The sequence below is a fragment of the Nitratidesulfovibrio sp. 1201_IL3209 genome (assembly GCF_036763125.1).
In the GTDB taxonomy this organism is placed as follows: domain Bacteria; phylum Desulfobacterota; class Desulfovibrionia; order Desulfovibrionales; family Desulfovibrionaceae; genus Cupidesulfovibrio.
The window spans coordinates 21,630-44,890 of record NZ_JBAIYT010000033.1; the positions used below are offsets into that span (position 1 = coordinate 21,630).

General features: G+C 68.2%; 20 protein-coding genes and 2 riboswitches. Of the genes, 4 read left to right on the top strand and 16 right to left on the bottom strand.

What is annotated here, in order from left to right:
• Nucleotides 1-340 precede the first annotated feature (340 nt).
• Both V6B97_RS13975 and V6B97_RS13980 read right to left on the bottom strand, forming a co-directional pair.
• Complete coding sequence (locus tag V6B97_RS13975) at nucleotides 341-868, bottom strand: chemotaxis protein CheW (protein WP_333507124.1); 528 nt, start codon at nucleotides 866-868, stop codon at nucleotides 341-343.
• Nucleotides 869-874: 6 nt separating this feature from the next.
• Nucleotides 875-2,623, bottom strand: coding sequence for a HAMP domain-containing methyl-accepting chemotaxis protein (locus V6B97_RS13980; RefSeq protein WP_333507125.1), 1,749 nt, complete (start codon nucleotides 2,621-2,623; stop codon nucleotides 875-877).
• Nucleotides 2,624-3,120: 497 nt separating this feature from the next.
• Between V6B97_RS13980 and V6B97_RS13985 the strand changes: the two genes are divergently transcribed.
• From V6B97_RS13985 to V6B97_RS13995, 3 genes are all read left to right on the top strand, one after another.
• Complete coding sequence (locus tag V6B97_RS13985; protein WP_333507126.1) at nucleotides 3,121-3,402, top strand: helix-turn-helix domain-containing protein; 282 nt, start codon at nucleotides 3,121-3,123, stop codon at nucleotides 3,400-3,402.
• 132 nt (nucleotides 3,403-3,534) lie between these two features.
• Nucleotides 3,535-4,761, top strand: a complete 1,227-nt coding sequence (locus V6B97_RS13990; RefSeq protein ID WP_333507127.1) for a calcium-binding protein — start codon at nucleotides 3,535-3,537, stop codon at nucleotides 4,759-4,761.
• Between the two features lie 324 nt (nucleotides 4,762-5,085).
• The gene (locus V6B97_RS13995; RefSeq protein ID WP_333507128.1) at nucleotides 5,086-6,060 is read left to right on the top strand and encodes a calcium-binding protein; all 975 of its coding nucleotides are present in this window, start codon (nucleotides 5,086-5,088) and stop codon (nucleotides 6,058-6,060) included.
• Between the two features lie 149 nt (nucleotides 6,061-6,209).
• Here V6B97_RS13995 and thiE read toward each other — a convergent pair whose 3' ends face one another.
• The 9 genes from thiE to V6B97_RS14040 all read right to left on the bottom strand — a co-directional run bounded on the left by thiE (nucleotide 6,210) and on the right by V6B97_RS14040 (nucleotide 14,805).
• Nucleotides 6,210-6,863 (bottom strand): thiamine phosphate synthase, encoded by a 654-nt coding sequence (thiE, locus tag V6B97_RS14000; RefSeq protein ID WP_333507129.1) that lies wholly within the window; start codon nucleotides 6,861-6,863, stop codon nucleotides 6,210-6,212.
• Nucleotides 6,864-7,110: 247 nt separating this feature from the next.
• Nucleotides 7,111-7,731 (bottom strand): sulfur carrier protein ThiS adenylyltransferase ThiF, encoded by a 621-nt coding sequence (gene thiF / locus V6B97_RS14005; protein WP_333507130.1) that lies wholly within the window; start codon nucleotides 7,729-7,731, stop codon nucleotides 7,111-7,113.
• A 79-nt stretch (nucleotides 7,732-7,810) separates the two neighbouring features.
• Nucleotides 7,811-9,064, bottom strand: a complete 1,254-nt coding sequence (gene thiH / locus V6B97_RS14010) for a 2-iminoacetate synthase ThiH (RefSeq protein ID WP_333507131.1) — start codon at nucleotides 9,062-9,064, stop codon at nucleotides 7,811-7,813.
• A gap of 87 nt (nucleotides 9,065-9,151) precedes the next feature.
• Nucleotides 9,152-9,943 (bottom strand): thiazole synthase, encoded by a 792-nt coding sequence (locus V6B97_RS14015; protein WP_333507132.1) that lies wholly within the window; start codon nucleotides 9,941-9,943, stop codon nucleotides 9,152-9,154.
• The gene (gene thiS, locus V6B97_RS14020) at nucleotides 9,943-10,143 is read right to left on the bottom strand and encodes a sulfur carrier protein ThiS (RefSeq protein ID WP_333507134.1); all 201 of its coding nucleotides are present in this window, start codon (nucleotides 10,141-10,143) and stop codon (nucleotides 9,943-9,945) included. Before thiS ends, V6B97_RS14015 begins: the two co-directional genes overlap by 1 nt.
• A 73-nt stretch (nucleotides 10,144-10,216) precedes the next feature.
• Nucleotides 10,217-10,322: riboswitch (TPP riboswitch) on the bottom strand.
• Between the two features lie 96 nt (nucleotides 10,323-10,418).
• A riboswitch (TPP riboswitch) is annotated at nucleotides 10,419-10,524 on the bottom strand.
• A gap of 170 nt (nucleotides 10,525-10,694) precedes the next feature.
• Nucleotides 10,695-11,111: a universal stress protein gene (locus V6B97_RS14025; RefSeq protein ID WP_333507135.1), complete on the bottom strand. Its 417-nt coding sequence runs from the start codon at nucleotides 11,109-11,111 to the stop codon at nucleotides 10,695-10,697.
• A 344-nt stretch (nucleotides 11,112-11,455) separates the two neighbouring features.
• Nucleotides 11,456-12,520, bottom strand: coding sequence for a DMT family transporter (locus tag V6B97_RS14030; protein WP_333507136.1), 1,065 nt, complete (start codon nucleotides 12,518-12,520; stop codon nucleotides 11,456-11,458).
• Complete coding sequence (locus V6B97_RS14035; RefSeq protein WP_333507137.1) at nucleotides 12,411-13,448, bottom strand: AraC family transcriptional regulator; 1,038 nt, start codon at nucleotides 13,446-13,448, stop codon at nucleotides 12,411-12,413. Before V6B97_RS14035 ends, V6B97_RS14030 begins: the two co-directional genes overlap by 110 nt.
• A 259-nt stretch (nucleotides 13,449-13,707) precedes the next feature.
• Entirely contained in the window at nucleotides 13,708-14,805 is a 1,098-nt protein-coding gene (locus tag V6B97_RS14040) for a bile acid:sodium symporter family protein (protein WP_333507138.1), read from the bottom strand.
• Between the two features lie 182 nt (nucleotides 14,806-14,987).
• On the opposite strand from V6B97_RS14040, the gene V6B97_RS14045 reads away from it, so the two are divergent.
• The gene (locus V6B97_RS14045; RefSeq protein ID WP_333507139.1) at nucleotides 14,988-15,782 is read left to right on the top strand and encodes an AraC family transcriptional regulator; all 795 of its coding nucleotides are present in this window, start codon (nucleotides 14,988-14,990) and stop codon (nucleotides 15,780-15,782) included.
• A 133-nt stretch (nucleotides 15,783-15,915) separates the two neighbouring features.
• Here V6B97_RS14045 and glpK read toward each other — a convergent pair whose 3' ends face one another.
• The 5 genes from glpK to V6B97_RS14070 form a co-directional block, all read right to left on the bottom strand.
• Complete coding sequence (gene glpK, locus V6B97_RS14050; protein WP_333507140.1) at nucleotides 15,916-17,409, bottom strand: glycerol kinase GlpK; 1,494 nt, start codon at nucleotides 17,407-17,409, stop codon at nucleotides 15,916-15,918.
• An 83-nt stretch (nucleotides 17,410-17,492) separates the two neighbouring features.
• Nucleotides 17,493-18,251, bottom strand: a complete 759-nt coding sequence (locus V6B97_RS14055; protein WP_333507141.1) for an MIP/aquaporin family protein — start codon at nucleotides 18,249-18,251, stop codon at nucleotides 17,493-17,495.
• A gap of 381 nt (nucleotides 18,252-18,632) precedes the next feature.
• A complete protein-coding gene (locus V6B97_RS14060) occupies nucleotides 18,633-20,261 on the bottom strand; it encodes a glycerol-3-phosphate dehydrogenase/oxidase (RefSeq protein ID WP_333507142.1) in 1,629 nt (542 codons plus the stop codon).
• Entirely contained in the window at nucleotides 20,258-21,220 is a 963-nt protein-coding gene (locus V6B97_RS14065) for a sugar-binding transcriptional regulator (protein ID WP_333507143.1), read from the bottom strand. Before V6B97_RS14065 ends, V6B97_RS14060 begins: the two co-directional genes overlap by 4 nt.
• Before the next feature lie 508 nt (nucleotides 21,221-21,728).
• On the bottom strand, nucleotides 21,729-22,700 hold the full coding sequence (locus V6B97_RS14070; protein WP_333507144.1) for a DUF362 domain-containing protein: 972 nt from the start codon (nucleotides 22,698-22,700) through the stop codon (nucleotides 21,729-21,731).
• Nucleotides 22,701-23,261 lie beyond the last annotated feature (561 nt).

The following is a 23,261-nucleotide window of genomic DNA, read 5'->3' on the forward strand; positions in this document are numbered from 1 at the left end:
CCACCCCGGTTCCGCAACAGTCCCGCAACATCCGCACGACGAAGCAACGGCGCGCCTCTCAAGGGAAGCGCGCCGTTTTTCGTTCCCCCGGAAAGGGGGCGAAGGCGGGGGGCATGTCCCATGCCCCCGCGCCTTCGCGGTCGGCCCGTCGCCCTTGGGGGGGGACCCGCCATGTCGGGGAGGAGGCGGGGTGGCGACGTGCCGCCATGCAGCGCGGGCGTTGCCGCGCGTCCGGGCGCGGCGGGGGATCGCTTGCGCGCCGTCACGCACGGCACGCCCACGGAGCAGTCTTTGATGCGTCGGCCTGTCGAGTTGGAACTCCCCTGACCGTCCGGAAGTATCAACGAATCCCGTCCAGCACGGCCTTTTCGCTCTCGCCCAGCAGCAGGTCGAGGTCCAGCAGCAGCAACAGCAGCCCTTCCAGTTTGCCCACGCCACGGATGAAGTCGGACCCGCCCCCCTCGATGACAGCGGGGGGCGCCTCCACCGTGGAGGCGGGCAGGCGCAGCACCTGCGACACCGAATCCACGATGAACCCGGCCACGCGGCCGTCCACCTCCACCACCATGATGCGGGTCTTTTCGTCGGCGGCCCCGGCCCGCAGGCCGAAGCGCGCCCGCATGTCGATGACCGGGATGACCTTGCCGCGCAGGTTGATGATGCCTTCGACGAACGCGGGCGCGGCGGGCACGCGGGTGACCGGCATCATGCGGATGATCTCCTGCACCCGCAGGATGTCCACGCCGAATTCCTCTTCGCCCAGGGTGAAGGTGACGAGTTGCAGCAGCGTGCCGTCTCCACCGCCCGGCCGGAACTGCCCGGACGCGCCTGATACGGCGGAGGCGATGGTCTCGTGGGTGGTATCCATGCGCGCCTACCCTTGCTTCAGTTCTTCGACCAGGCGGCGCAGCACCTGGGCCTGGTTGGACAGTTCGGACACCGCCTTGGCCGCCTCGCGCATGGCCTGCGCCGTCTCGGCCGAGATGGTGCTGACCTGCTCCACCGCGCGGTTGATCTCCTCGCTGGCGGCGGACTGCTGCTCCGACGCGGTGGCGATGCCGCGCACCTGGTCGGTGGCCGAATCCACCAGCGCCACGATCTCCTTCAGCGACGCGCCCGATTCCTGGGCCATGCGGGTGGTTTCCTCGATGGCCCGCACCGAGCGGTCCACGTTGTCCATGTTCTTCTGGGCGCCCTGCTGGATGCCCCGGATGGCGCTGCCCACCTCGCTGGTGGCCTGCATGGTCTTTTCCGCCAGCTTGCGCACCTCGTCGGCCACCACGGCGAAGCCGCGCCCGGCGTCACCGGCGCGGGCCGCCTCGATGGCGGCGTTGAGCGCCAGCAGGTTGGTCTGGTCGGCGATGTCGGAGATGACGTTCATGATCTGGCCGATGGCCTCGGCCTGGCGGCCCAGGTCTTCCATGTCGCGCTTCAGGTCCATGGACTGCTGCTGCACCTGCGAGATTTCGCGCACCACGCTGTTCACGATGTCCGCGCCCGACTCGGCCTTGTTGCGGGCGTTTTCGGACGAGGTGGCGGCGGTGCCCGCGTTGCGGGCAACCTCCAGCACCGAGGCGTTCATCTCTTCCATGGAGGTGGCGGTTTCGGCCACCCGCTTGGACTGCTCTTCCGCGCCCCGGTCGGACTGTTCGATCTGGGCGGAAAGCTCTTCCGACGCGGAGGACACCACCTCGACCACGCCCTCCAGCTTCCGGGCGGCCTGGATCATGCCCTCGCGCCTGGCGTTTTCCGCGCGCGTGCGGGCTTCCTCGGCGGCGGCGGTGGCGGCCATGGCCTCGCGCTCCTTGGCCTCGGCCAGCACGGTCTTTTCGTCGGCCTCGGCGATCTTGCCCTTGAGGGTGGCCACCATGGCCTGCATGGCCTGGTACACGCCGGACAAAGGGCGCTCGGACCGGAAGGCCACATTCAGGTTGCCCGCGGCGATCTCGGTCGAGACGCCCCGCAGGTAGCCGGGATCTTCCCCAAGCTGGCTGAGGGTGGAACGGATCAGGAACATGGCGGCCCCGGCGCCGATCAGCAAGGCCCCGGCCACGAGCACGATGTTGATCTGCTGGGCCGACGCGACGCGGTCGTTTGCCGCCTTTCCGGCCGCCGCCGAATCGCGGTCGTTCAGTTCCACGCAACGGCTCAGGGCATCCATGGCCGCCGCAAAGCTGGGACGCAGCACCTTCCTGTCCAGTTCCATGGCCTCGTTCTCGCGGTGGTCGCGCGAGAGGGCCAGGGCCTTTTGCATGCCGCTCACGTAGTCTTCGATATTGGAGCGATAGTCCTGAAACGCCGCGCGCTCCTCCGGCGAGGTGATGAGCTTCTCGTAAATGGTGCTGTTGGCCATGCGCCTGCCGTTGATGGCCTTCAGGTTCTGTTCGATGGATTCCATCTCCTGCTCTTCAGAGGCAATGACATGCTGGAAATGCTGTCTGCGAAGTTCATTCAGGTTGCCCCGTATATCAGCTATGGCCTTTACGCTTGGAAGAATATTATCAGTAACCTTTACAACGTTTTCAAGAATAGCCTTCAATTGCACTGAAGAAGACCCGCCAACACTGGCAATAAGCACCAGCAAAACAGCAAAACTCACGATCAACTTCATCTTCAACGTCATAAAACACTCCGGAACATACTCTGCCCACCACCCTCATGCCCCTGACACCAGACAAGACACTACTCGCAGCAAGACAAAATTCCCCTTCAAAATCAAAACAAATACAATCATAAAGATACTGGGACTTTGTCCGATAAACACATCACAAACAGACCCTTGCCGTGCAGAAAGCAGATCACAAAGGAAATTGATATTCATAAACGCGCTTCAAGATATGAATCGCCGATTACAACACCCTGTGTTCTATTTTGTAGCAAATATTGCGCATGCAAGAAAAAGCATATCGCAATACACCATCAGCAAAGACGAGATTTGTCGTCATCGAAGCGTGCGCTTGCAGACAAGCCGCATGAATCGCGGCCTCGCCGTTCCCCATGAAATAGAAAATTGCGTACTCGGCCTTAGGGATCGAAGATGGCGTGTGATACTTATAGGCTGTAGACTTATAGTCTTCAACGCAGAACCTGAATGGATTCCCTCAGCCATCGGAGGAAGCCATGTCAGGATACTCTGCCGAAGAAAAACAACACCTTATCGAACTAGGCGCGGCAATCCGCCACTTTCGAGAGGCACTCGGCTGGTCGCAGGAACAGTTGGCCGAAAGAGTGGAGTTGCACCGCACTTACATCGGCGGCGTGGAACGCGGCGAGCGCAACCTGTGTCTGTTGAACATCCTCGCCATAGCCGATGCGTTGGGAATATCGCCGGGCAGGCTCATCGACATGGCGTTTCCCGCCCGGATACCCGCCGGAAGGAGTGTGCCGCCACCGGGAAAATAACGCTCCCGGAACGGAACTTGCCTCGACCTCCGCAGCCCGCGAACCGGGCAAAACCTTCCGCCGCCGTTCGTGTTGCGGCTTGATGCCCCGGGCCGAGCCCGGGCAGACCTGGGAGGGCAGACGGAGGTACGCATGAGCATCGAGCATTGCGAAGGAGTCTCCCGCAACGGGTGGGACCCGTGGCACGGCAGGGGCAGGGGCCTGGGCAGGGCCACCGCCCGGCTGGCCAGCGCCATGATGGAGGAACTGGACGCCGACGACGACGGCAGCCTTTCCGCCACCGAGGCGCAGCTGTCCGAAACGTCCTTCGCGGCCCTGGACAACGACGGCGACGGCGCCGTCAGCAAGCGCGAACTGCGCGCCGGGCTGCGCAGCAAGCGCGACGAGTTGATCGACCTGATGCGGTCCGGCACCGATGATGCAACCGGCACGGGCGAAACGCCCGCGCCTGTCACCCCGGCCGGCCCCACGGCGGAACAGGCGGCGGCCGTGGCCGGGCTGCTCGTCGAAAAGGGCGATGCCGACGGTGACGGCGCGCTCTCCGCCGCGGAAACCGGGCTTGCGGGCGAGGTGTTCACCAGCCTGTTCACCAGCCTGGACACCGACGGCGACGGGCTGCTCTCTTCCGGCGAGCTTTCCAGCGCCGCGCTGGCGGGCGCCATCGCCGCCACCCTGGACGGCAAGCTGGCCGTGCGCCTGACCGCCTCCGCCGCCCGGCAGGACACCGGCAGCACCGACACCGCTGACGGGGGCACGGATTCCACCGCCACCACCGCAGCCACGGCGGCCGCCACGGCCGCCACGGACACAACGTCCACCTTAGCGGGCACGGCGGGCACCGTCGGGGCCATGGCCTCGCGCATCGCCCAGCGCATCGTGGAACGTCTGGACGCCGACGACAGCGGCGGGCTGTCGCAGTCGGAATCCGGCCTTGACCAGAACCGCTTCGCGCAAATCGACACCAACGGCGACGGCAGCGTCACCGCCAACGAGTTCGGCGGCTCGCTGCAACAGATGCTGGACGTCATGGGCGCCCTGCACGCGCTGAGTTCCGTGGCGCGCAACAGCTACGGCCGCAGGGCCTACGGCATGGCCGCCCGCGAGGCCGTGGAACGGTACGAGGGCAACATGGGCGGCCTGATGACCGCCCTGTTCGAAACCGCGCCCACCGGCAGCACGGGCACCACCACCGGCACCTCCGGCGCGGTGGCGGCCACCGGCGGCACTACCTCTGGTGACGGCGGCAGCACCACCGACGCATCCTCCAGCGCCGTGGGCGACATCGCCGACGTACTGGCGGACGCCGCCGCTGCCGAGGCGGCGCAGGCCGCCACCGGGGCAGCAGGCACCACGGCCTGACACGGCCCCGGCGCCTCGCCCCACTGATCACCTGCCGGGCGGGCTCGTTGCGGCCCACCACGCCATGCCACCCGGCAGGCCATGCGAACGGGACGCATGTCCATCCCGCGCCATCACTCCGCCTCCGCCCCTCCCCGGCCGTCCGGCGCATCACCCTGCCACCCGGCACACCACCCGGCCACCCGGCGCACCACCCGGCAGGCTTTGCCGTTGGTGCGATTCTTGCTTTTTCGCGGCCGTGCCGCATGGTGCGGCACGCTTTTCCTGCCCTCGGGCTGCGGGCGAGCACGGCGCTGCGCACATGTGGTACGTCAGGAGGTACTCATGAGCATATCGGGAATAAGTTCCAGCAGTTCCACGTTACAGGAACTGCTGGCATCCTGGGGCAGCGACCAGGCGTCGCAGATAACCCAGGGTGCCGCGTCCACCCTCGCCAGCCTGTTCGGCGGGTCGGACGACAGCGAGGGAACCACCCAGGCCAGCGGACTGTTCAGCAACCGCGACAAACTCATCGCCATGCTGAGCGAAGGCGGCGGCGAAGGCTCTGCCTTCGCACAGACCGCCTCGCTGCTGGGCCAACTGGACAAGGACATCAGCGGCGGGCTTTCGCTGGATGAGTCGGGGCTGGAGCAGGAGTCGTTCGACGCCCTGGACACCGACGGTGACGGCACGGTGACCGGCTTCGAACTGGAAGCCGCCCTGAAGTCGGGCGTGGCCACCGTCGGCGACGACGGCACCCTCACCGTGGACGCCTCGGCCGCGTCCGACGCCGCCGCGCAGGCCTATTCGTCCCTCACGGCCATGATCATGGGCCTGGCCGACGGCGACCAGAGCGGCGACCTGACGCTGGAGGAATCCGGGCTGGACGAGGATACCTTCAGCCAGTTCGACCTGGACGGCGACGGCGTGATCACCGGTGACGAACTGTCCGCCGCCATCGAGAACGGCGTGGCCTCCACCTCCGATTCCAGCCTGAGCGCGGCGGTTTCCGGCTCGGCGGCCAGCGGCGCCTCGGGTTCTTCCGGCGAAGACGACGAGGAAGAGGACTACGACGAACTGGACACCAACAAGGACGGCGTGGTTTCCGCCGAGGAACTGGCCGCCGCCATCCCCGGCTACGCCGAAGCCCTGCGCCTGGCGCGCGGCGAGAACGGGTCCGATGCTTCCACCTCCGAACTGCGGCGGGCCATGAACGCCTACGGCAGCGCGGGCGGCTTCGACTTCGCCAGCCTGTTCGCCTCCACGGATTCGACGGCGATGTCCGCCGGCGTCTCCGGCCTGCTGGAGGAAATCGCCTGACGGGAACGCACCCGACAGGCGAAGACGCCACGCCGTTGCCGCATGCAATGAACAACGCGGCGCTGCCCTTTCGGGAGCGCCGCGTTTTTGCGTGACCGGGCGGGAAAGCGGAGGAGGATGGCGATGGATGGCGCAACGCGCGGGCCAGGCTATCCCCGCCCTGCGCGCATCGCCGCGCGGACCTCCGCGAAGCGGGCGGCCACGTCGTCCGCGCCCACGATTTCCGAGACCAGCGCGCAGCACCGCGCGCCGTGCGCGGCCACCTGCCCGATGTTGTGCAGCTTGATGCCGCCGATGGCCACGAACGGCAACTGGATGTTGGCCACCACCCAATCCAGGTATTCGAAGCCCACCGGGGCGCAGACGTCCTTCTTGGTCTTTGTGGCGAAGATGGGACCCACGCCGATGTAATCCGCCCCGCTCGCCACGGCGGCGCGGGCCTGCTCCGGCGAATGGGTGGACAGCCCGATGATGCGCCCCGGCCCCACCAGTTGCCGCACCGCCTGCACGGGCAAGTCCTCCTGCCCCACATGCACGCCGTCGGCATCGCACAGCACGGCGATGTCCACGTGGTCGTTGACGATGAAGCAGGCCCCGGCCTCGCGGGTCATGCGGCGCAGTTCCATGCACTCGCGCAGCATGTCCCCGGCGTGCCTGTCCTTCTCGCGGTACTGCACAATGCGCGCCCCGCCGCGCAGCATGGCGTCCACCACGTCCACGGCGGACCGCCCGTGCGACAGCCCGTCATCGGTCAGGCAGTAGATGTCGGCCTCCGGCGTGCTGCCGGGAAGGATGCGCGGCATGGGATGCTCCTTGGGGTTGGAGGGAACGGAAAAACTCGCCTTCTTGCCGGAACCGCTGGCCAATCAGGAGGTTGGCCAGGCATTCACTCCAGAAGAAAAAGTCCCGGCTCGGCACCCCGTCTGTAATCGGCGTCAGGGTGGGTAGAGGCAAGGAAAACGGAGTTTTTGCGAGGGGAGTGTACGTCTTATGGTACTCGACCCGAGCAAAAACTCCGTTTGACGCAGCATCTGCCCGCCATCACGCCGATTACATGAAACCGGGGCAAGGGCCGAGTATACGAGAAATAACCGCATCCGCCTGCATGGCCGCCGCCATGGTCACGCGCGGGGCCAGCGGGGGCAGGTCGTGGCCCACCTCGCTGGTGAAGTCGCCCACCAGCACCATGCGCTCGCCCATGCGGCGCATCTGCATGGCCGGACCGCCCCAGCCGCCCATGCCGGAGGCGGACACCACGAAGGCCCCCATTTCCAGCGCGGCCTCCACGAACATGCGCTTGGCCTCGGGGTCGTCCAGGGCTTCCACCAGGATGTCGCAACCCGCGAACACGTCGGCCACGTTGGTGGGGGTCAGGTCCACGCGCCGGGCGGTGACCACCAGGCGCGGCTCGATGATGCGCAGGCTTTCGGCAAGGGCGTCCACCTTGGACTTGCCCAGGTGGAACGGCTGGTACTGCTGCCGATTGAGGTTGGAGGGTTCGACCACGTCGCGGTCGGCCACCACGAGACGGCGCAGGCCGCTGCGCACCAGCATGGCGGCGCAGTTGGAGCCAAGGCCCCCCGCCCCCGCGATGCCCACGCGGGCCGCGGCCATGCGTTCAAGGTGGTCATGTTCGAGATACCGGGCGAGACCGTCGGAAAGAATGCTCACGAAAGCTCCTGAAGGGGGATTGCGACGGCGGATGCCCCGCCGCGCCCGTCCCGTGCGCACGCCCGGCCTTATGAAAGAATCAGGCCGTGGCGCGGGGGGCTGCCGGGGCGGGAGCCCCAGCAGGTTCCCCAGGGTCCCCGGGCGGGGTGCGTCGCGCGGCGCACGCTATCCCACACCCGTACCCTCCGTCCAGCACCGATTCCCAGTCCTTGTACACCGGCTGGTAGCCGCGCGCGGCGATGGCGGCGGCCATGGCGTCGGCGCTGCGCGGATCGGAGATTTCGAACTGCGGGGTAGCGCCGTCGCCATCCGCCTGCCCTTCCGCTTCCTTGTGCGCCGCGTGGCCCCCGACTGCGGTGCTCACCCCGGCGGACATGCGGGTGACCCCGAGGGGGATCAGGTTGTCGCGCAGTTCCGCGCGCTCGCGGGTGGACACGGTGATGCCCGCGCTGGGCATGAAGATGCGGTAGGCCAGGATGACCTGCACCAGGTCGCGGTCCGACACCGCGTGCGCGGGCTGAAAGGCCCCGGCGTGGGGGCGCAGGCGCGGCACGGAAAAGCTCACGTCCACATGGGGATACCGGCGTTGCAGCCAGTGGCCGTGCAGGGCGGTGAAAAAGGCGTCGCGCCGCCAGTCGTCCAGCCCCAGCAACGCGCCCAGGCCCACGGCGCGCATGCCCGCGCGGGCGGCGCGCTCCGGCGCGTCCAGGCGGAAGCGGTAGTCGCGCTTGGGCCCGGCGGGGTGCAGTTCCGGGTACAGGGCTTCGTTGTAGGTCTCCTGGAACATGGTCATGCCGTCGATGCCCGCATCCACCAGCAAGGCGTATTCCTCGTCCGCCAGCGAATAGACCTCCACCGACAGCGACGGAAAATACGGGGCCAGCAACCGCGCGGCGTGGGCGATGTACTCCGGCCCGGACACGTGGCGCGCGTCGCCGGTGAGCAGCAGCAGGTGGCGCAGGCCCGTGGCGGCGATGGCCCGGCCCTCGGCCACGATCTCCGCGTCCGTCAGGCGCTGGCGGGGGATGTGGTTGCGCGCGTTGAAGCCGCAGTAGCGACACTGGTTGGTGCAGTGGTTGGAAAGGTACAGCGGGGTGAACAACTGGATGGTGCGGCCGAAGTGGCGCACCGTCAGTTCGCGGGCGCGGCGGGCCATGGCTTCCAGTTGGGTGGCCGCCGCCGGGGAAAGCAGGACCGGCAGGTCGTGCGGGGAAAGGCGTTCCTTGCGCAGCACGCGGGCCACGTCGGCGGCGGTGGCCGATTCCATGACCTCGCGCAGGGGGGCGTCCGCCACGCGGGGGGTCCATTCACTGACCACGTCGTACATGCTCATGTCCTGCTCCTTGTGCCGGGGCGACGAACGGATGAACGGACGGGCATCCGGCAGGCCACGGCCCGCCCCGCGCGCCGCGTACTCCGGCTATTCCCCCAGAAAACCCGTCAGCGGCGACGATGCGCTGGCCCCACCCTGCGACACCGGCCCCGCGCCGGAACGATACGCCGCGCGCCCGGCGCGCACCGCCTCGCCAAAGGCGCGGGCCATGCCTATGGGGTCGCCCGCCGTGGCGATGGCCGTGTTCACCAGGCACGCGGCCGCGCCCATCTCCATGGCCTCGCACGCCTGCGAGGGCTTGCCGATGCCCGCGTCCACGATGACCGGCAGGTCGATTTCCTCGATGAGCACGCCGATCATCTCGGCCGTGCGCAGCCCCCGGTTGGTGCCGATGGGCGCGCCTAGCGGCATGACGGCGGCGGCCCCGGCGTTGACCAGGTCGCGCGCCACGTACAGGTCGGGGTTCATGTACGGCAGCACCACGAAGCCCTCTTTCGCCAGCGTTTCCGTGGCGCGGGCCGTGGCGTAGCCGTCCGGCAGCAGGAAGCGGCTGTCGGAAATGACCTCGATCTTGATCCAGTCGCCGCACCCGGCGGCGCGGGCCAGCCGGGCGATGCGGACGGCCTCGTCGGCCGTCCGCGCGCCCGAGGTGTTCGGCAGCAGCCGCATGTGCGGCGGAATGTGGGCCAGCACGTTGGTCCTGGGGTTGGCCAGATCCACGCGCCGCAGCGCCACGGTGATGACCTGGGAGCCCGAGGCCCCGGCCACGTCAGGGATGAGGGAGTCGGTGCCGTACTTGCCGGTGCCGATGAAGAGGCGGCTCGTCAGTTCCGTCCCTCCGATCACCAGCGTGTCGTTGTCGTGCGTGTCGTGCGTCACTAGCCCCCTCCCACGAAGTGCAGTAGTTCGAGTTCGTCTCCCTGATCGAGCCGGGTGGCCCCGTACTCCCCGGACTTCACGATGGCGCGGTTGCGCTCGACCACCACGGCCTCGGGCCGCAGGGCCATCCGCTCCAGCAACTGGAGCAGCGTCGTGCCGGGTTCGCATTCCATCTGCTGTCCGTTCACGCGTATCGTCATGCCGTAACCTCCGCTGCCGCGACGTTCGAGAAAGCGAAGGGAGCCTGCGAACGGCAAGCTCCCCTGTGATGGCCCGAAGGCGAGGAAGCTTCCCTACGGCAGGATGACCTGCATCAGGTTCTCGGGGTCGGAAGGCCGTCCTTCCCTCTCAGCCCGTGCGGGCTCCCCCAGCTTCGCGTTGTGGCGCGCCCGCCGTGCGGCCCTTCCTGCTTCCGTGCGGCGGGCGAACAAAAAAACGCCCGTCGCAGGGTGGACGGGCGTTTCCGGCATTTCGGGCGCGGTACGCTCAGCTTCCCTACGGCAGTGTGAACTGCTTCAGGTTCAGAGGGTCTGGAGGCATGCTCCACTCTCAGCCCGTATGGGGCTCCCCTAGCTGAATGTGTGACCAATACCCCCCGGCCGGGGGGATGTAAAGCGATAAATACGGGCGCGGCCTTCGCCGCGCCCGGTCTTGTCTGTCGTGCTGCAAAGGGGAAGCCTGGCCGGGACCAGGCCGGACGCGGCCAAGCCGGACGCGAACCGGGCCGGAGCCCCGGCGGAGGGCGGTGGCGTCAGCGCACCACCAGCACCGAGCACGGGGCGTGCGAGATGACCTTGGAGGCCACGCTGCCCAGCAGGAACTTCTCGATGCCCGTGCGGCCGCGGCTGCCGGTGACGATCAGGTCCACGCCTTCCTTCTTCGCCAGTTCGATGATGTTGTCGGCGGGCGAAGAGCCGCTTTCCAACACCGGCTTCAGGGTCACGCCCTTGGACTTGGCCAGTTCCCCGGCCTTTTCCAGGGCCTCGTCGGCCACGGCCTTGAAGTGGTCGGACAGGCTCACGGACACGGCGATCTCGCCCATGTCCACGGGCTGTTCGGCCACGGCAAGGGCGATCAGTTCCGCGCCTTCCTTCTTGGCCATGTCCACAGCCTTGGCCAGGGCCTTTTCCGAGTAGGCGGACTTGTCGACGGCGATGAGAATCTTCATGGGCTCCTCCTTTCCGGTGTTCCGGCGTTCCGGGCAAAGCGTGCCACACCCCGGTGGGCGGCACGCGTGGCAGCGGAGGAAGCGTCCGTGAATCGTCAGGCGGAGCGGGCGTCGGCGGGTTGGCTCATGGGGCACCCCGGCCGACATCGTGACAGCGGGAACAAGCGCGGACGCATGGGGAAAGTGATCACTCTCCTTCATTCTCCTTATATGACGTTACACTGCCAGCGGCAATGGATTTCCGCGCGAAACGCCATGTTTCATCGGCGCACCGGCACGGCGGCCCTCGGAGGGCGCGCGGCGAAGGAGGCTGCCCGGCGCGGCCCCCTTCGCCGCCGGATGTTTCAGCGCCGCGTCACGCACCAGATGCCGCACAGCACGCAGGCCACCCCGGCCAGATGTGCCCAGCCCACCGGCTCGCCCAGCAGCAGCGCGGAAAAGCCCAGCGCGCTCACCGGCAGCATGGCGGTGAACGCCCCGGCTGTGCCCGCGGGCACACGGGCCACGCCCCGGAACCACAAGACGTACGCGGCCACGGTGATCACCGCGCCGTAGTAGCCCACCAGCAGCCAGCCGGTGACGTCCAGTTCCGTCACCCGGTGCGCCTCCGGCAGGGCCAGCGGCAGAAACTGCACCGCGCCGAACAGGGTGCAGGCCGTGGATGCGGCCAGCGGCGAAACGGGCGTGCGCAGGGTGCGCCCCAGCAGCAGGAACAGGGTTTCGCAGCACACCGCGCCCAGCACCAGCAACAGGCCCATGCCGTCAACTCCGGAGGCCGCGAGCGGGCCGGAGGCATCGCCCCCCGCCGTGCCCGGCGCGGGCGCCAGCCGCAGCACCAGCACCCCGGCCACGCAACAGGCGATGCCCGCCAGGGCGCGCGGGCCGGGGCGCTCGCGCAGCAACACCAGCGAGGCCAGGGTCATCACCGCCGGAGTGGTGCTGGTAACCACCCCGGCCGCCGCCGCATCCAGCCGGGCCACCCCTGCCAGCAGCAACACGTTGAACAGCAGCGACCCGGCGGCGGCCTGCAGGAACAGCACGGCCCAGTCGCGCGCGGGCAGGCGCGGCAGGCCGCCCTCCCGCCGGTACAGCAGCGGCACGGCGATGCACGCGGCCACCAGAAAGCGCAGTTCCTGCACCAGGTGCGGCGGCAGCGTCAACGAGACGAAGCGCGCCGCCGCCACCGACGAGCCCACGATGACCATGGCGGCAGTGAGGTCGAGACAGGCGCGCCATGCGGGACCATGGGGCGGCACGGGGGAAGGAATGGGGGACGGCGCGGCATCCGCGTGCGGCGGCTCAGCGGCGGGGGATGCCGGGGATATCGGGGATATGGGGGACGCCGGATTCTGCCCGGTCTGCCGGGTGGTCCGGCTGATCCGGGTGGGCCGGGGCGTGGTCATGGTCATGGGAGTCCTCCGTGGAAGTCCGGTTTTCCACGAAGGCTACGGCCCATGCGCCGCGCGCGTCTTGAAGCATCTTGCGGAATCTGGCCGGGGTCACCCCCATCTGCGCCCGGAAGGCGCGGGTAAGGTGGCTCTGGTCGGCGAAGCCCGCCGCTGCCGCCGCCTCGGCGGGCGTGGACCCGGCGGACAGCAGGCCGCGCGCCCGGCGCACCCGCGCCTGCACCAGATAGGCGTGCGGGGGCAGCCCCACGGCGGCGGCAAAGGCGCGGGCGAGATGGAACGGGCTCAGGCAGGCCACGTCGCCCAGGTCCGCCAGACGCACGTCGTCGGCGCAGTGGGCATCCAGATATTCGCGGGCACGGCGCACGGCCGCCGGTTCCCCCCCGGCGCGCGGCGGCCGGGCGGTGGGGGCGCGCTGGGCCGCGTGGCGGGTTATCCAGCGGGCCAGCACGGCGGACAGGCGCGTCTCCTGCGCCAGGGTGGGCATGCACGGCCCGGCGCGCTCCATGTCGCGGTGCAGCGCGCCGATGGCCCGCGCCAGCACCGGGTCGTCCAGCACGCCGGTGGAAAAGTCGGGCAGCGCGCCGTGCGGCAGGCCCGCCTCCTCACCGGCCATGCGCACGATGTCCGGGTCGAGGTAGAACATGCGGTAGGCCCAGCCCGCGTCGTCCGCGTCGCCCGCACCGCGCCCGTCGTGCGTCTCGCCGGGGGCCACCAGGTTCACCGCGCCGGGGACGGCCACGTGGTCGCGCCCCAGGTAGCGGAAGCGTAGCGCCCCGTCCTCGATGACGCCCAGCGCGTACCCTTCGTGGAAGTGCCGGGCGAACACCTGCCGCGTGTAGCGCGCCCGCAGCAGGTCCAATCCCGGCAGGCGCGAGGCCGCCATCCAGGCCACATTTTCCTTCGGGGCCACCTCTTCCTTCGGGGCCACGTCGTCCTTTCCGGCACGGGACGCGACAGGGGGCGCAGCGGGGGGCGCGGATTTTTCAGCGGTGCGGGTGCGCATGCCCCTGCTGTGCGGCAGACGGCCCGGAAACGCAAGCCCCTCCGCGTCCGAGCGCGCGGAGGGGCTGCGAGGGGATGAGGCGGAGGGAGAAGGCGAGGATGGGGCGGGCCGCGCCGCGCGGGGTGCATTCGCGCGGTTCTCCCCGAGCCCGCCCCGTGCCGGAGCCTTGCGGCCCCGGCATGTTTCACGAACGGCTGGCGGCTTCCATGGCACCGGGGGCACCGGGGGCATCGGGGGCGCCCGGTTCGGCAACCGCGCCCGCATGGCCCGGCAGCGCATCGCGTCCGTCCCGTTCAAGCTCACGCATGGTCCGGGCGTAGCGCTCGGCCAGAATGGAGCACACGAACAACTGCAACTGGTGGTAGAACATGATGGGCAGCACGATGACCCCCAGCGCCGGATGCGCGCCGAACAGCAGCCGGGCCATGGGCACGCCCGAGGCCAGGGTCTTCTTGGAGCCGCAGAACACGGCGGCAATCTCGTCGGCCTTGTCGAAGCCCAGCGCGCGGGCCACCACAGTGTTCAGCACCAGCACCACCAGCAGGAACAGGGCCGCGCCGCCGATGGTCAGGGCCAGCAGGTCCATGCCGTGGTCGCGCCACAGGCCGCCCCGCACGGAATCGCAGAACGAGTTGTACACCAGGATCAGGATGGCCGCCTTGTCGAAGGCGTTCACCTTCTTCTTGTGGCGGGCGATGAAGCCGCCCAGCCACGGGCGCGCCAGCTGGCCCAGCACGAAGGGCAGGAACAGCAGCCCGGCGATGTTGATCATGGCGTCGGTGAGCGACAGCGCCCCGCCCTGCGATCCGGCTGCCAGGGCGATGATCACCGGCGTCAGGAAGATACCCAACAGACTGGACAGGGTGGCGTTGAAGATGGCCCCCGGCACGTTGCCGTGGGCGATGGCGGTCATGGCCACCGACGAGGAGATGGTGGACGGCAGCGCGCACAGGTACAGGAAGCCCAGCATCAGGTCCGCCGGGACCAGTTCGTCGAAGGCGAAGCGGAAGCCGAACCACAACAGCGGAAACACCACGAAGGTGGTCAGTTGCACCATGGTGTGCAGCTTCCAGCGGGACATGCCGTGGCGCATGCTTTCGGGCGAGATGCCCGCGCCGTGGAACAGAAAGATCAGAAAGATGCCCGCGTTGCCCAGCATGTCGGCGTGCAGCGCGCCGCCGCTGGCCCCCAGGTCGGGCAGCAGCGTGGCCAGGACCACGGCTCCCAGCATCCCGGCCAGGAACCAGTCCCTGACCATCCGTCGTACATATTTCCCGAACATGGCCGTCTCTCCGTTGGGCTGGGGTTCGCCGGGCGGCCCGAGCGCCGCCCGCACCAGACATCTAGCCACCCGCGCCTCTTCCTGCTATCGACACGGAGACAAGATATGTCGGGAATACGCCAAACACTGTTTCCCGTTCCCCACGGCACGGAAAGGCATCCCGACCACCCCACGGACTGCGCATGACCATCCCCCGCCTCATACCGGACATCGCCGCCCTGCCCCGCCCGGTGTTCGCCCGGGCCGAATCGCTGGCCGCAGGGTCGTGGACCCATCCGCACAGCCACGGCTGGGTGCAGTTCACCTATGCCGTGCGCGGCGTGCTGGAGGTGCGCACCCGGCAGGGCAGCCACATGGCCCCGCCGCAGCGGGCCATCTGGATACCGGCAGGGCTGCCGCACGAGGTGATGACCGGCGGCCCGGCCGAACAGCGCAGCCTGTACATCGACCCCGCCGCGCTGGCCCCGTTGTGGAGCGCCGCGCCCGCCCGCTGCCGGGTGGTGGAGGTGACGCCGCTGGCCCGCGAACTGGTGCTGGCCTTCACCCGGCTGCCCAGGGACTATGACGAGCGCGGCGCGCACGGGCGGCTGGTGGGGGTGCTGCTGGACGAACTGGTGGCCCTGCCCGAGGCCGGGCTGTCCCTGCCGCTGCCCGCCGACGCGCGTCTGGCCGCCCTGTGCGAGGCCATGCTGGACGCCCCCGGCGAGGACCATTCCCTGCCGCGACTGGCCGCGCGGGCGGGCATGAGCGACCGCACCCTGACCCGGCTGTTCCGGGCCGAAACGGGCCTTTCGCTGCGCCAATGGCGGCAGCGGGCGCGCATGCTGGCCGCCCTGCCGGAACTGGAGCGCGGGCGCGGGGTCACCGCCGTGGCGCTGGAAATGGGCTACGACTCCACCTCGGCGTTCATCGCCGCCTTCCGTCAATTGATGGGCCGTACGCCGGGGGAATTCTTCAGCCACATGCCGGAGGCGTAGCCGGTCCGCCTTCCCCCGCCGCCATGGGCTCCGTCAGCTTCGCCGCTCCCCCTCCCCCGACAACACAGAAACGCCGGGAAGGTTGCCCTTCCCGGCGTCGATCAAGCCTTGGCCCTGTCTGCGGCCTTGTTGTTTACTCCTGCGCCCAGCCCTTGGCCCGTTCGACAGCGCGCTGCCACTGATGCACCAGCTTTTCGCGCGCGTCGGCGGACATGTTGGGCTCGAAGCGGCGGTCCAGTTGCCACATGGCCTCGATTTCCTCCTCGCTCTTCCAGAAGCCCACGGCCAGGCCCGCCAGATAGGCCGCGCCGAGGGCCGTGGTTTCCGTCACCTTGGGCCGTTCCACGGGCACGCCCAGCACGTCGGCCTGGAACTGCATCAGCAGGTTGTTGCGGGTGGCCCCGCCGTCGGCGCGCAGGGCCGCCAGCCTGATGCCCGCGTCCTTTTGCATGCAATCCATGATGTCCAGCGTTTGCAGGGCGATGGATTCCAGCGCCGCGCGGGCGATGTGGGCCTTGGTGGCGCCACGGGTGATGCCCACCATGGCGCCGCGCGCGTACTGGTCCCAATGGGGCGCGCCAAGGCCCGCGAAGGCGGGCACCAGGTACACGCCGCCGTTGTCCGGCACGCTCAGGGCCAGTTGTTCCACTTCGGGCGCGGCCTTGATGATGCCCAGGCCGTCGCGCAGCCACTGCACCACGGCACCGGCTATGAACACGCTGCCTTCCAGGGCGAAGAACCGGCCCGAGGGGGTGGCCCAGGCCATGGTGGTCAGCAGGTTGTTCTTGCTGGCGTGCACTTCCTTGCCGGTGTTCATGAGCATGAAGCAGCCGGTGCCGTAGGTGTTCTTGGCCATGCCGGGCTTGAGGCAGGCGTTGCCGTAGGTGGCGGCCTGCTGGTCGCCCGCGTTGCCCGCGATGGGAATGGCCTTGCCCAGGAATTCCGGATGGATGTCACCCACCACCTCGGACGAGCGGGTCACCCTGGGCAGCATGGAGCGCGGCACGCCCAGGATGCCCAGCAGTTCGTCGTCCCAGTCGCCGGTATTGATGTTGAACAGCAGGGTGCGGCTGGCGTTGGATTCGTCGGTGGCGTGTACCTCGCCCTTGGTCAGGTTCCAGATGAGCCAGGTGTCGATGGTGCCGAACAGCAGTTCGCCCTTTTCGGCCTTGGCGCGCGCGCCGGGCACGTTTTCGAGGATCCAGCGCACCTTGGTGCCGGAGAAGTAGGCGTCGAGCACAAGGCCGGTCTTCTGGCGGAAGGTGTCGGCCAGGCCGCGCGCCTTCAGTTCGTCGCAGAAGCCCGCCGTGCGGCGGTCCTGCCACACGATGGCGTTGTACACCGGCGCGCCGCTGGCCTTGTCCCAGACCACCGTGGTTTCGCGCTGGTTGGTGATGCCCGCGGCGACCACCTGCGAGGCGTCGATGCCCGCCTGCTTCAGGCAGTCGCGCATGACCCACGACTCGGTGTCGAATATCTCGTTGGCGTTGTGCTCCACCCAGCCCGGCTGCGGGTAGATCTGGGTGAATTCCTTCTGGGAAATCTGGATGATGTCGCCTTCGCGCGAGAAGAGGATGGCGCGCGAGCTGGTGGTGCCCTGGTCAAGTGCGAGAACGTACTTGGTCATGTCGTGCTACTCCCTTGGTTGGGGGGATTGCGGCACGGGCGGCACGGGGTTGGCGTCCCGACCGCCCGCCGGGAACACCGATGTTAGGCGGCCTGGGCCTTGTGCACGGCGCCCGTGGTCCAGTCGTAGAGGAACGCGCCGACCGGGCCGCCGATGAGCGGACCGACGATGGGCACCAGCACGATGCCCGGCTCCATCAGATTGGGCTGGGTGAAACCGGCCAGCAGGGCGAAGAAGCGCGGGCCGAAGTCGCGCGCGGGGTTGATGGCGTACCCGTGCATGGCGCCAAGGCTCATGCCGATGGCCACCACCAGCAGCGCCACCAGGATGCCGCCGATCCAGCCGATGTTGTTCTTGCCTGCAAAGTCGCCGATGGCCAGGATGCCGAACATCAGCACCGCGGTGCCGATGATCTGGTCGATGAAGCCCGGCAGGTAGGAGGTGGTGATGGCAGGGAAGGTGCAGAAGATGCCGGCGGTGCTGGCCAGTTGCGGATCGACGCCCAGCCATTTGGCGTGGAAGTCCGCGAAGACGATGGCCGCGCCGGCGAAGCCGCCCGCCACCTGCGCGACGGAGTACGGCAGCACCTTCTTCCACGGGAAGCGGCCGGTGGCCGCCAGCGCCAGGCTGACGGCGGGGTTGATGTGCGCGCCCGAGGGCAGACCGGCCATGATCCCGAACAGCACGGCGAGACCCCAGCCGAAGGTGATGTTGTCCCAGGTGATGTTCAGGCCCTTGCCGAAAAGCACGGTCATGGCGACGTTGCCGGCGCCGAAGATGATCAGGACCATGGTGCCCATGAATTCGGACAGCATTTCCCGTCCCAGCGAAAGTTCCTTCATAGAATCCTCCTGATGGTACACCCTCTCATGAATGCACGGAGTACCCTGCGTTCTCCGCGCGAAGGTCGGCACCCTTGCGGGTGCGCGCCCCGCACCGTCTTCCCGGTCTTGAAAACCGGCCGACGGGCGGATTAGGCGGCCTGGGAGTCGCGTCCCTCCTTGCGACCCGCCGGGTCTGCACCAACCCGGAGATCCGTTGACGGTTCGTCATCCGCATGCGCGGCGGGCCGGACCGCCTGTGCCATGTTCCGGACAACCGTCCGGAAATTCTGCCTTGCATGGCACAGTGACTGTCCCGCGGCGGTCCTTGCGCCGCGCGCATCTTCCGTATCGCGGGGCGGGGCGCGCCGTGTGGCGCCCCCCTGCCCCGCGTGGCAAACCTTAGTCCCCGGGCGCGCGCCACCCCGCAAGATACGCTTCGAGGTGTTGCAGTTCCGCCTCGGTCCGGGCTGCATCCCAGCCGAGTTCGGCGGCCATGATCCGGGCCACGCCCGGCGCGGCCTGCAACGTGTGCTCCACGTCCAGCAGGCCCATGGGCAGGCGGCGCACCAGCACGTCCACCAGGCGCATGGCCATTTCGTTGCGCACGATGAAGGCCACTTCGGCCAGGATGTGCGGATGGTCCGGGTGCACCCGGTCGCCCAGGTTCTCGTCGCGGGCGATGGCCAGCACCTGCCCGGTCTCGTCGCCGTAGGTGCCGTGCAGCGCCTTGGCCAGTTCCGGCGCAACGCCGTATTCGCGCGCGATTTCCGCGTGGCCGCCGGGGATGAACCCGCGCGCGCCGATGACCTTCAGGTCGCGGGTCACGCAGGGGCGCGTCAGGTTCAGGCCGAAGGCCACGTCGGCGCGGTCCACGGTGTCCTGGGCCATCATGCGGTAGCTGGTCCACTTGCCGCCCGCGACGGTCAGCAGCCCGGCGGGCGAAACCTCGATGACGTGGGTGCGGGCCAGTTCCTGGGTGCTGCCCTTGCCGGGCGCGAACACCAGCGGCCGCAGCCCGCTCCACACCGCGCGCACGTCGCCCCGCGTGACCGGGCGCGACAGGTACTTGCTGGCGTAGCGCAAGAGGTAGTCGATGTCGGCCACGTCGGGCACGGGGTCGTGTTCGGGGTTGGCGTGCTCGTCGGTGGTGCCGAAGACCACGTGGTTCTGCCACGGGATCATGAACAGCACGCGGCCGTCCTCGGTGCTGGGGATCATCAGCGAGAGGTCCGGCGGGGTGAAGCCCGCCTCGAGCACGATGTGGATGCCCGAACTGACCTTGAGGATGTCGTCCGCGCCGGGGTCGTCCATGCGGCGCACGGAATCGGCCATGGGGCCGGTGGCGTTGACGATGCCCCTGGCGCGCAGGGTCCACGTCTCGCCGGTGAGCATGTCGCGCAGTTCCGCGCCGCGCAGCCTCCCGCCTTCCTTGACCAGGCGGACGACCTCGACGTGGTTGCAGCAGGTGGCGCCGTGGGCGTTGGCGGTGCGGGCCAGGGCCACGGCCATGCGCGCATCGTTGAACTGGCCGTCCCAGTAGGTGACGGCGGCCTTGTAGTCGCCCATGCGCAGGGTGGGGAACATGCGCTCCGCCGCCCGCTTGCCCACGAACCTGCTGTGGCCGAGGCCAAGACGCCCGGCCAGCAGGTCGTACAGGGTCAGCCCGGCGAACATGTAGCCCGCGTCCTTCCAGGTGGGCACGGGCGTCAGCAGGCGCACCGCGTGGGCCAGATGGGGGGCGTTGGCCAGCAGAAAGCCGCGCTCGCGCAGGCCCTCGCGCACCAGGCCGAACTGTTCGCGGTCGCATTGCAGCACCGCCTTTTCCAGGTAGCGCACCCCGCCGTGCACCAGTTTGGTGCTGCGGCTGCTGGTGCCCTGCGCGAAATCGGCCCGATCCACCAGCGCGACATCCAGCCCGCGCGTTGCCGCGTCCACGGCCACGCCGCAACCGGTAGCCCCGCCGCCGATCACCAGAAGATCGAATTCGCGGCCGGACTTCAGTCGTTCCAGCAACCCTGACCTGTTCATGCATCTCCTCCATGTTCCCGATCGAGCAGGCGCAGCGCGGTGCCCTCGTCCGTGACCAGCACGTTGACGAAACCGCCGGTGAGCGCGGCCCTTATGATCGCAGTCTTGTTCTCGCCGCCCGCGGCGGCGATGGTCATCGGTATGGAGCGCACCTCGTCGAGGCTGGGCCCCATGAAACAGGCGTTCATGGGGTGCTCGACGGGCACGCCGGAAGCGTCGACGAAGGTGCCGAACACCTCGCCGACGGCCGTGGTGCGCTGCAACGAGCGCACGTCATCCTGGGTTATGGCGCCGAGCACCGCGTTGGTGGCGTCGGAGGCAAGCTGGCCTATGCCGATGAGCGCCACGTCCACCCGCACCGCCCGCGCGTACACGGAGCGGAACAGCTCCTGCGACTTCAGCAGGCGGCACGATTCCGGGCTGGGGGCGAACATGGGCGCGGCGATGTAGTAGGTCTGCGAGGCGGACAGCCGCCGCGCGAAGGTGGCCACTATCTCGTAGGGGTTGATCACCACGCTGTAGGGCAGGCCGCCGTACAGCGAGACCACGGTCAGCCCCTGGGCGGGCTTGCGCGGCACGGAGGTGGCGGCGGCGGCAACGGTGGTGCCCCAGCCGAGGCCCAGCGAGGAACCGTCGCGCAACACCCCGGAAAGGTACTGGGCGGCGGCGTGGCCAAGGTTGCGGTTGAGCGATTTCTGCGAGGGGGGCGTGGGGATGACCACGGCGCGGCGCAGGCCGAAGGCGGCCTCCATGCTGCGCTCAAGCTCGTAGCAGACGGCCCGGTCGGCGTTGACCAGGATCTGCACGTAGCCTTCCTCGCGGCAGACCTGGAGCAGCCTGTTGACGCGCACCCGGCTGATGCCCAGCCAGTCGGCCACGTCGGACTGGGTCATGCCCTCGACGTAATAGGCCCATGCGATGCGGCTGAGCAGCGCGCGTTCCATGGGGTCGTGCATCATCTGCGTCTCCTGCCGCGCACGGCGGCGGAAGCAAGCCCCGCAGACCATGCGCGCGTTCCCTGTTCCGTGCCCGGAAGCGGTGTGGGTCACCGGCTTTCGTCATGGCGCGCGGCCTGCCCGGCACTTTTGTTCACAGACTGTACATATGTCACATTTCGGCGTCATGGCAACCAGAAATTGATATGGCGCACAGTATTTTTTGGCCTGAAAAAATCCCTCCCACGATATCGGCAGGTTGCACTGCGCGAGCGGGCGTTCCCGCGCCAGCGCGAATGCCCCTGCCGATGCGCCACCCATTCGACGAAAGAACCCCGGAGACCGAGCGGGCCGCCGGGGCTGGAAATGCGCCGGGGCCGCCTTGCGGCGGCCCCGGACAGGTGAACCGGAACGCGCGGCTCAGGCCGGCAGCGGTACAGGCGGTCAACCGCCTGCGTTCCGCTGCGCATCACCGCGCGACGGTATGGTCTGGCGTCATGTGCATGGGCACGGGGGCGGTACGCGATCCACGTCAGACAGGAATCACTTCGTATGCTGCCGTCCCCATCTTCAAGGCTTTCATGTGCGCAAGCTGGTGCAGGCCGCTGCGGCTTTCAATGCGCTCCACCAATGCCTGCCTTTGAGCCGCAGGGAGAGCGTACACCATGTCCACCGAAGCCTGGTCCACGGCGAGGATATCCGTCGACGCAAGAATGCCGATGTCCGGCGTGACCACCGGGGCGGCTTCGACGCCCGCGCAATCGCAATCCACGGACATGTTGCGCAGCACGTTGATGTACGTGATGCGGGGGCCGAAGTGATCGACGATGGCCTTGCCCCCCTCGACCATGCGCTCCATGAAGTTCGACCCTCCGGACCACAGTTCCGCGCCTTCCCTGTGCAGTTGCTCCTTGCCCACCTTGCCGGAAGCGCAACCGATGGCAACGTTTTTCAACGAGCCGCCGAACCCGCCCATGGTGTGCCCCTTGAAGTGGGTCAACACCACCATCGAGTCGTACCGCATGATGTTCCTGCCGACGGCCAGTTCGCTGATCCACTTGCCCCCGGCAACCGGCAGATTGACGTCGCCATCCGCGTCCATGATATCCACGGGGCAGAAATCCCATCCGTTCGTGGCCAGGGTCGTCCTGTGCCCTTCCGTGGTCTGACGCGGGCTGGGGTACAGCACATTGCACTCCACTATGGTGGCGTTGGGCACATCGGGCAGCAAGGCCCGGACCCATTCCCGGGGGATGATGTTCGGGCCGTTCGGCTCGCCGGTATGCACCTTGACCGCGACCTTGCCGCGAATCCCCTGGTTTACCCTGGCGTACAGCTTGCGCAGGCCTTCCGCGCTCAGGTCCCTGCTGAAGAAAACCTCGGCCTTCTCTTCCTGGGCGGCAAACACGGGGTCCACGTTCCGCAACGTCCGCGCGGCCGCGACGGTGCCGAGAGCGACGGCTCCGCCCTTCAGGAAATCACGGCGTGACACTGGCTTTGACATGTTACTGCTCCGCTATGAAGGCGTTGATGGCCGTGAGGGACATGGCGCCCCCCCTGGGCCGGGGCTGAAAAGACCGGGTGGGAAACGCATGCGTCCCCCATCCCCGCCGCACACGGGACTTCCCTGTAGTATCTATCCCCCGTGCCGACCGTGGCATATACACGATCCTGTCTTTTTCTTGCACAATGCTGCACGGCTGTTCCCCGCGCCCATGCCCTTCAGCCGTGTTTTCCGGCGCCTGCCACCCGTTGGCGGAATTCGGACAGACGAAGCGGCCGCTTTCGGAAACACCATTTCCGGACACGCAGAAAGGCCCGGTCACGCCATGACCGGGCCTTTCGATTCCTTTCCTGTAACTTCGGAATGGTGTGCCGACATCTCCGAAGGACTGGTAACCCTCATCCGAAGGTTCCGCCTTTCCCGCGCGAGTGGAGAATCAAAACCACCCGCATAGCGGGTGGTTTGCTCTGCCCTATAAGGGCATCTTACCGGCCTGCGCCTAAAGGACGCTGCTTTCACTGCGTTCAAGCCAGTACCTTTGTCTCTTTGGCTACCCCTTGA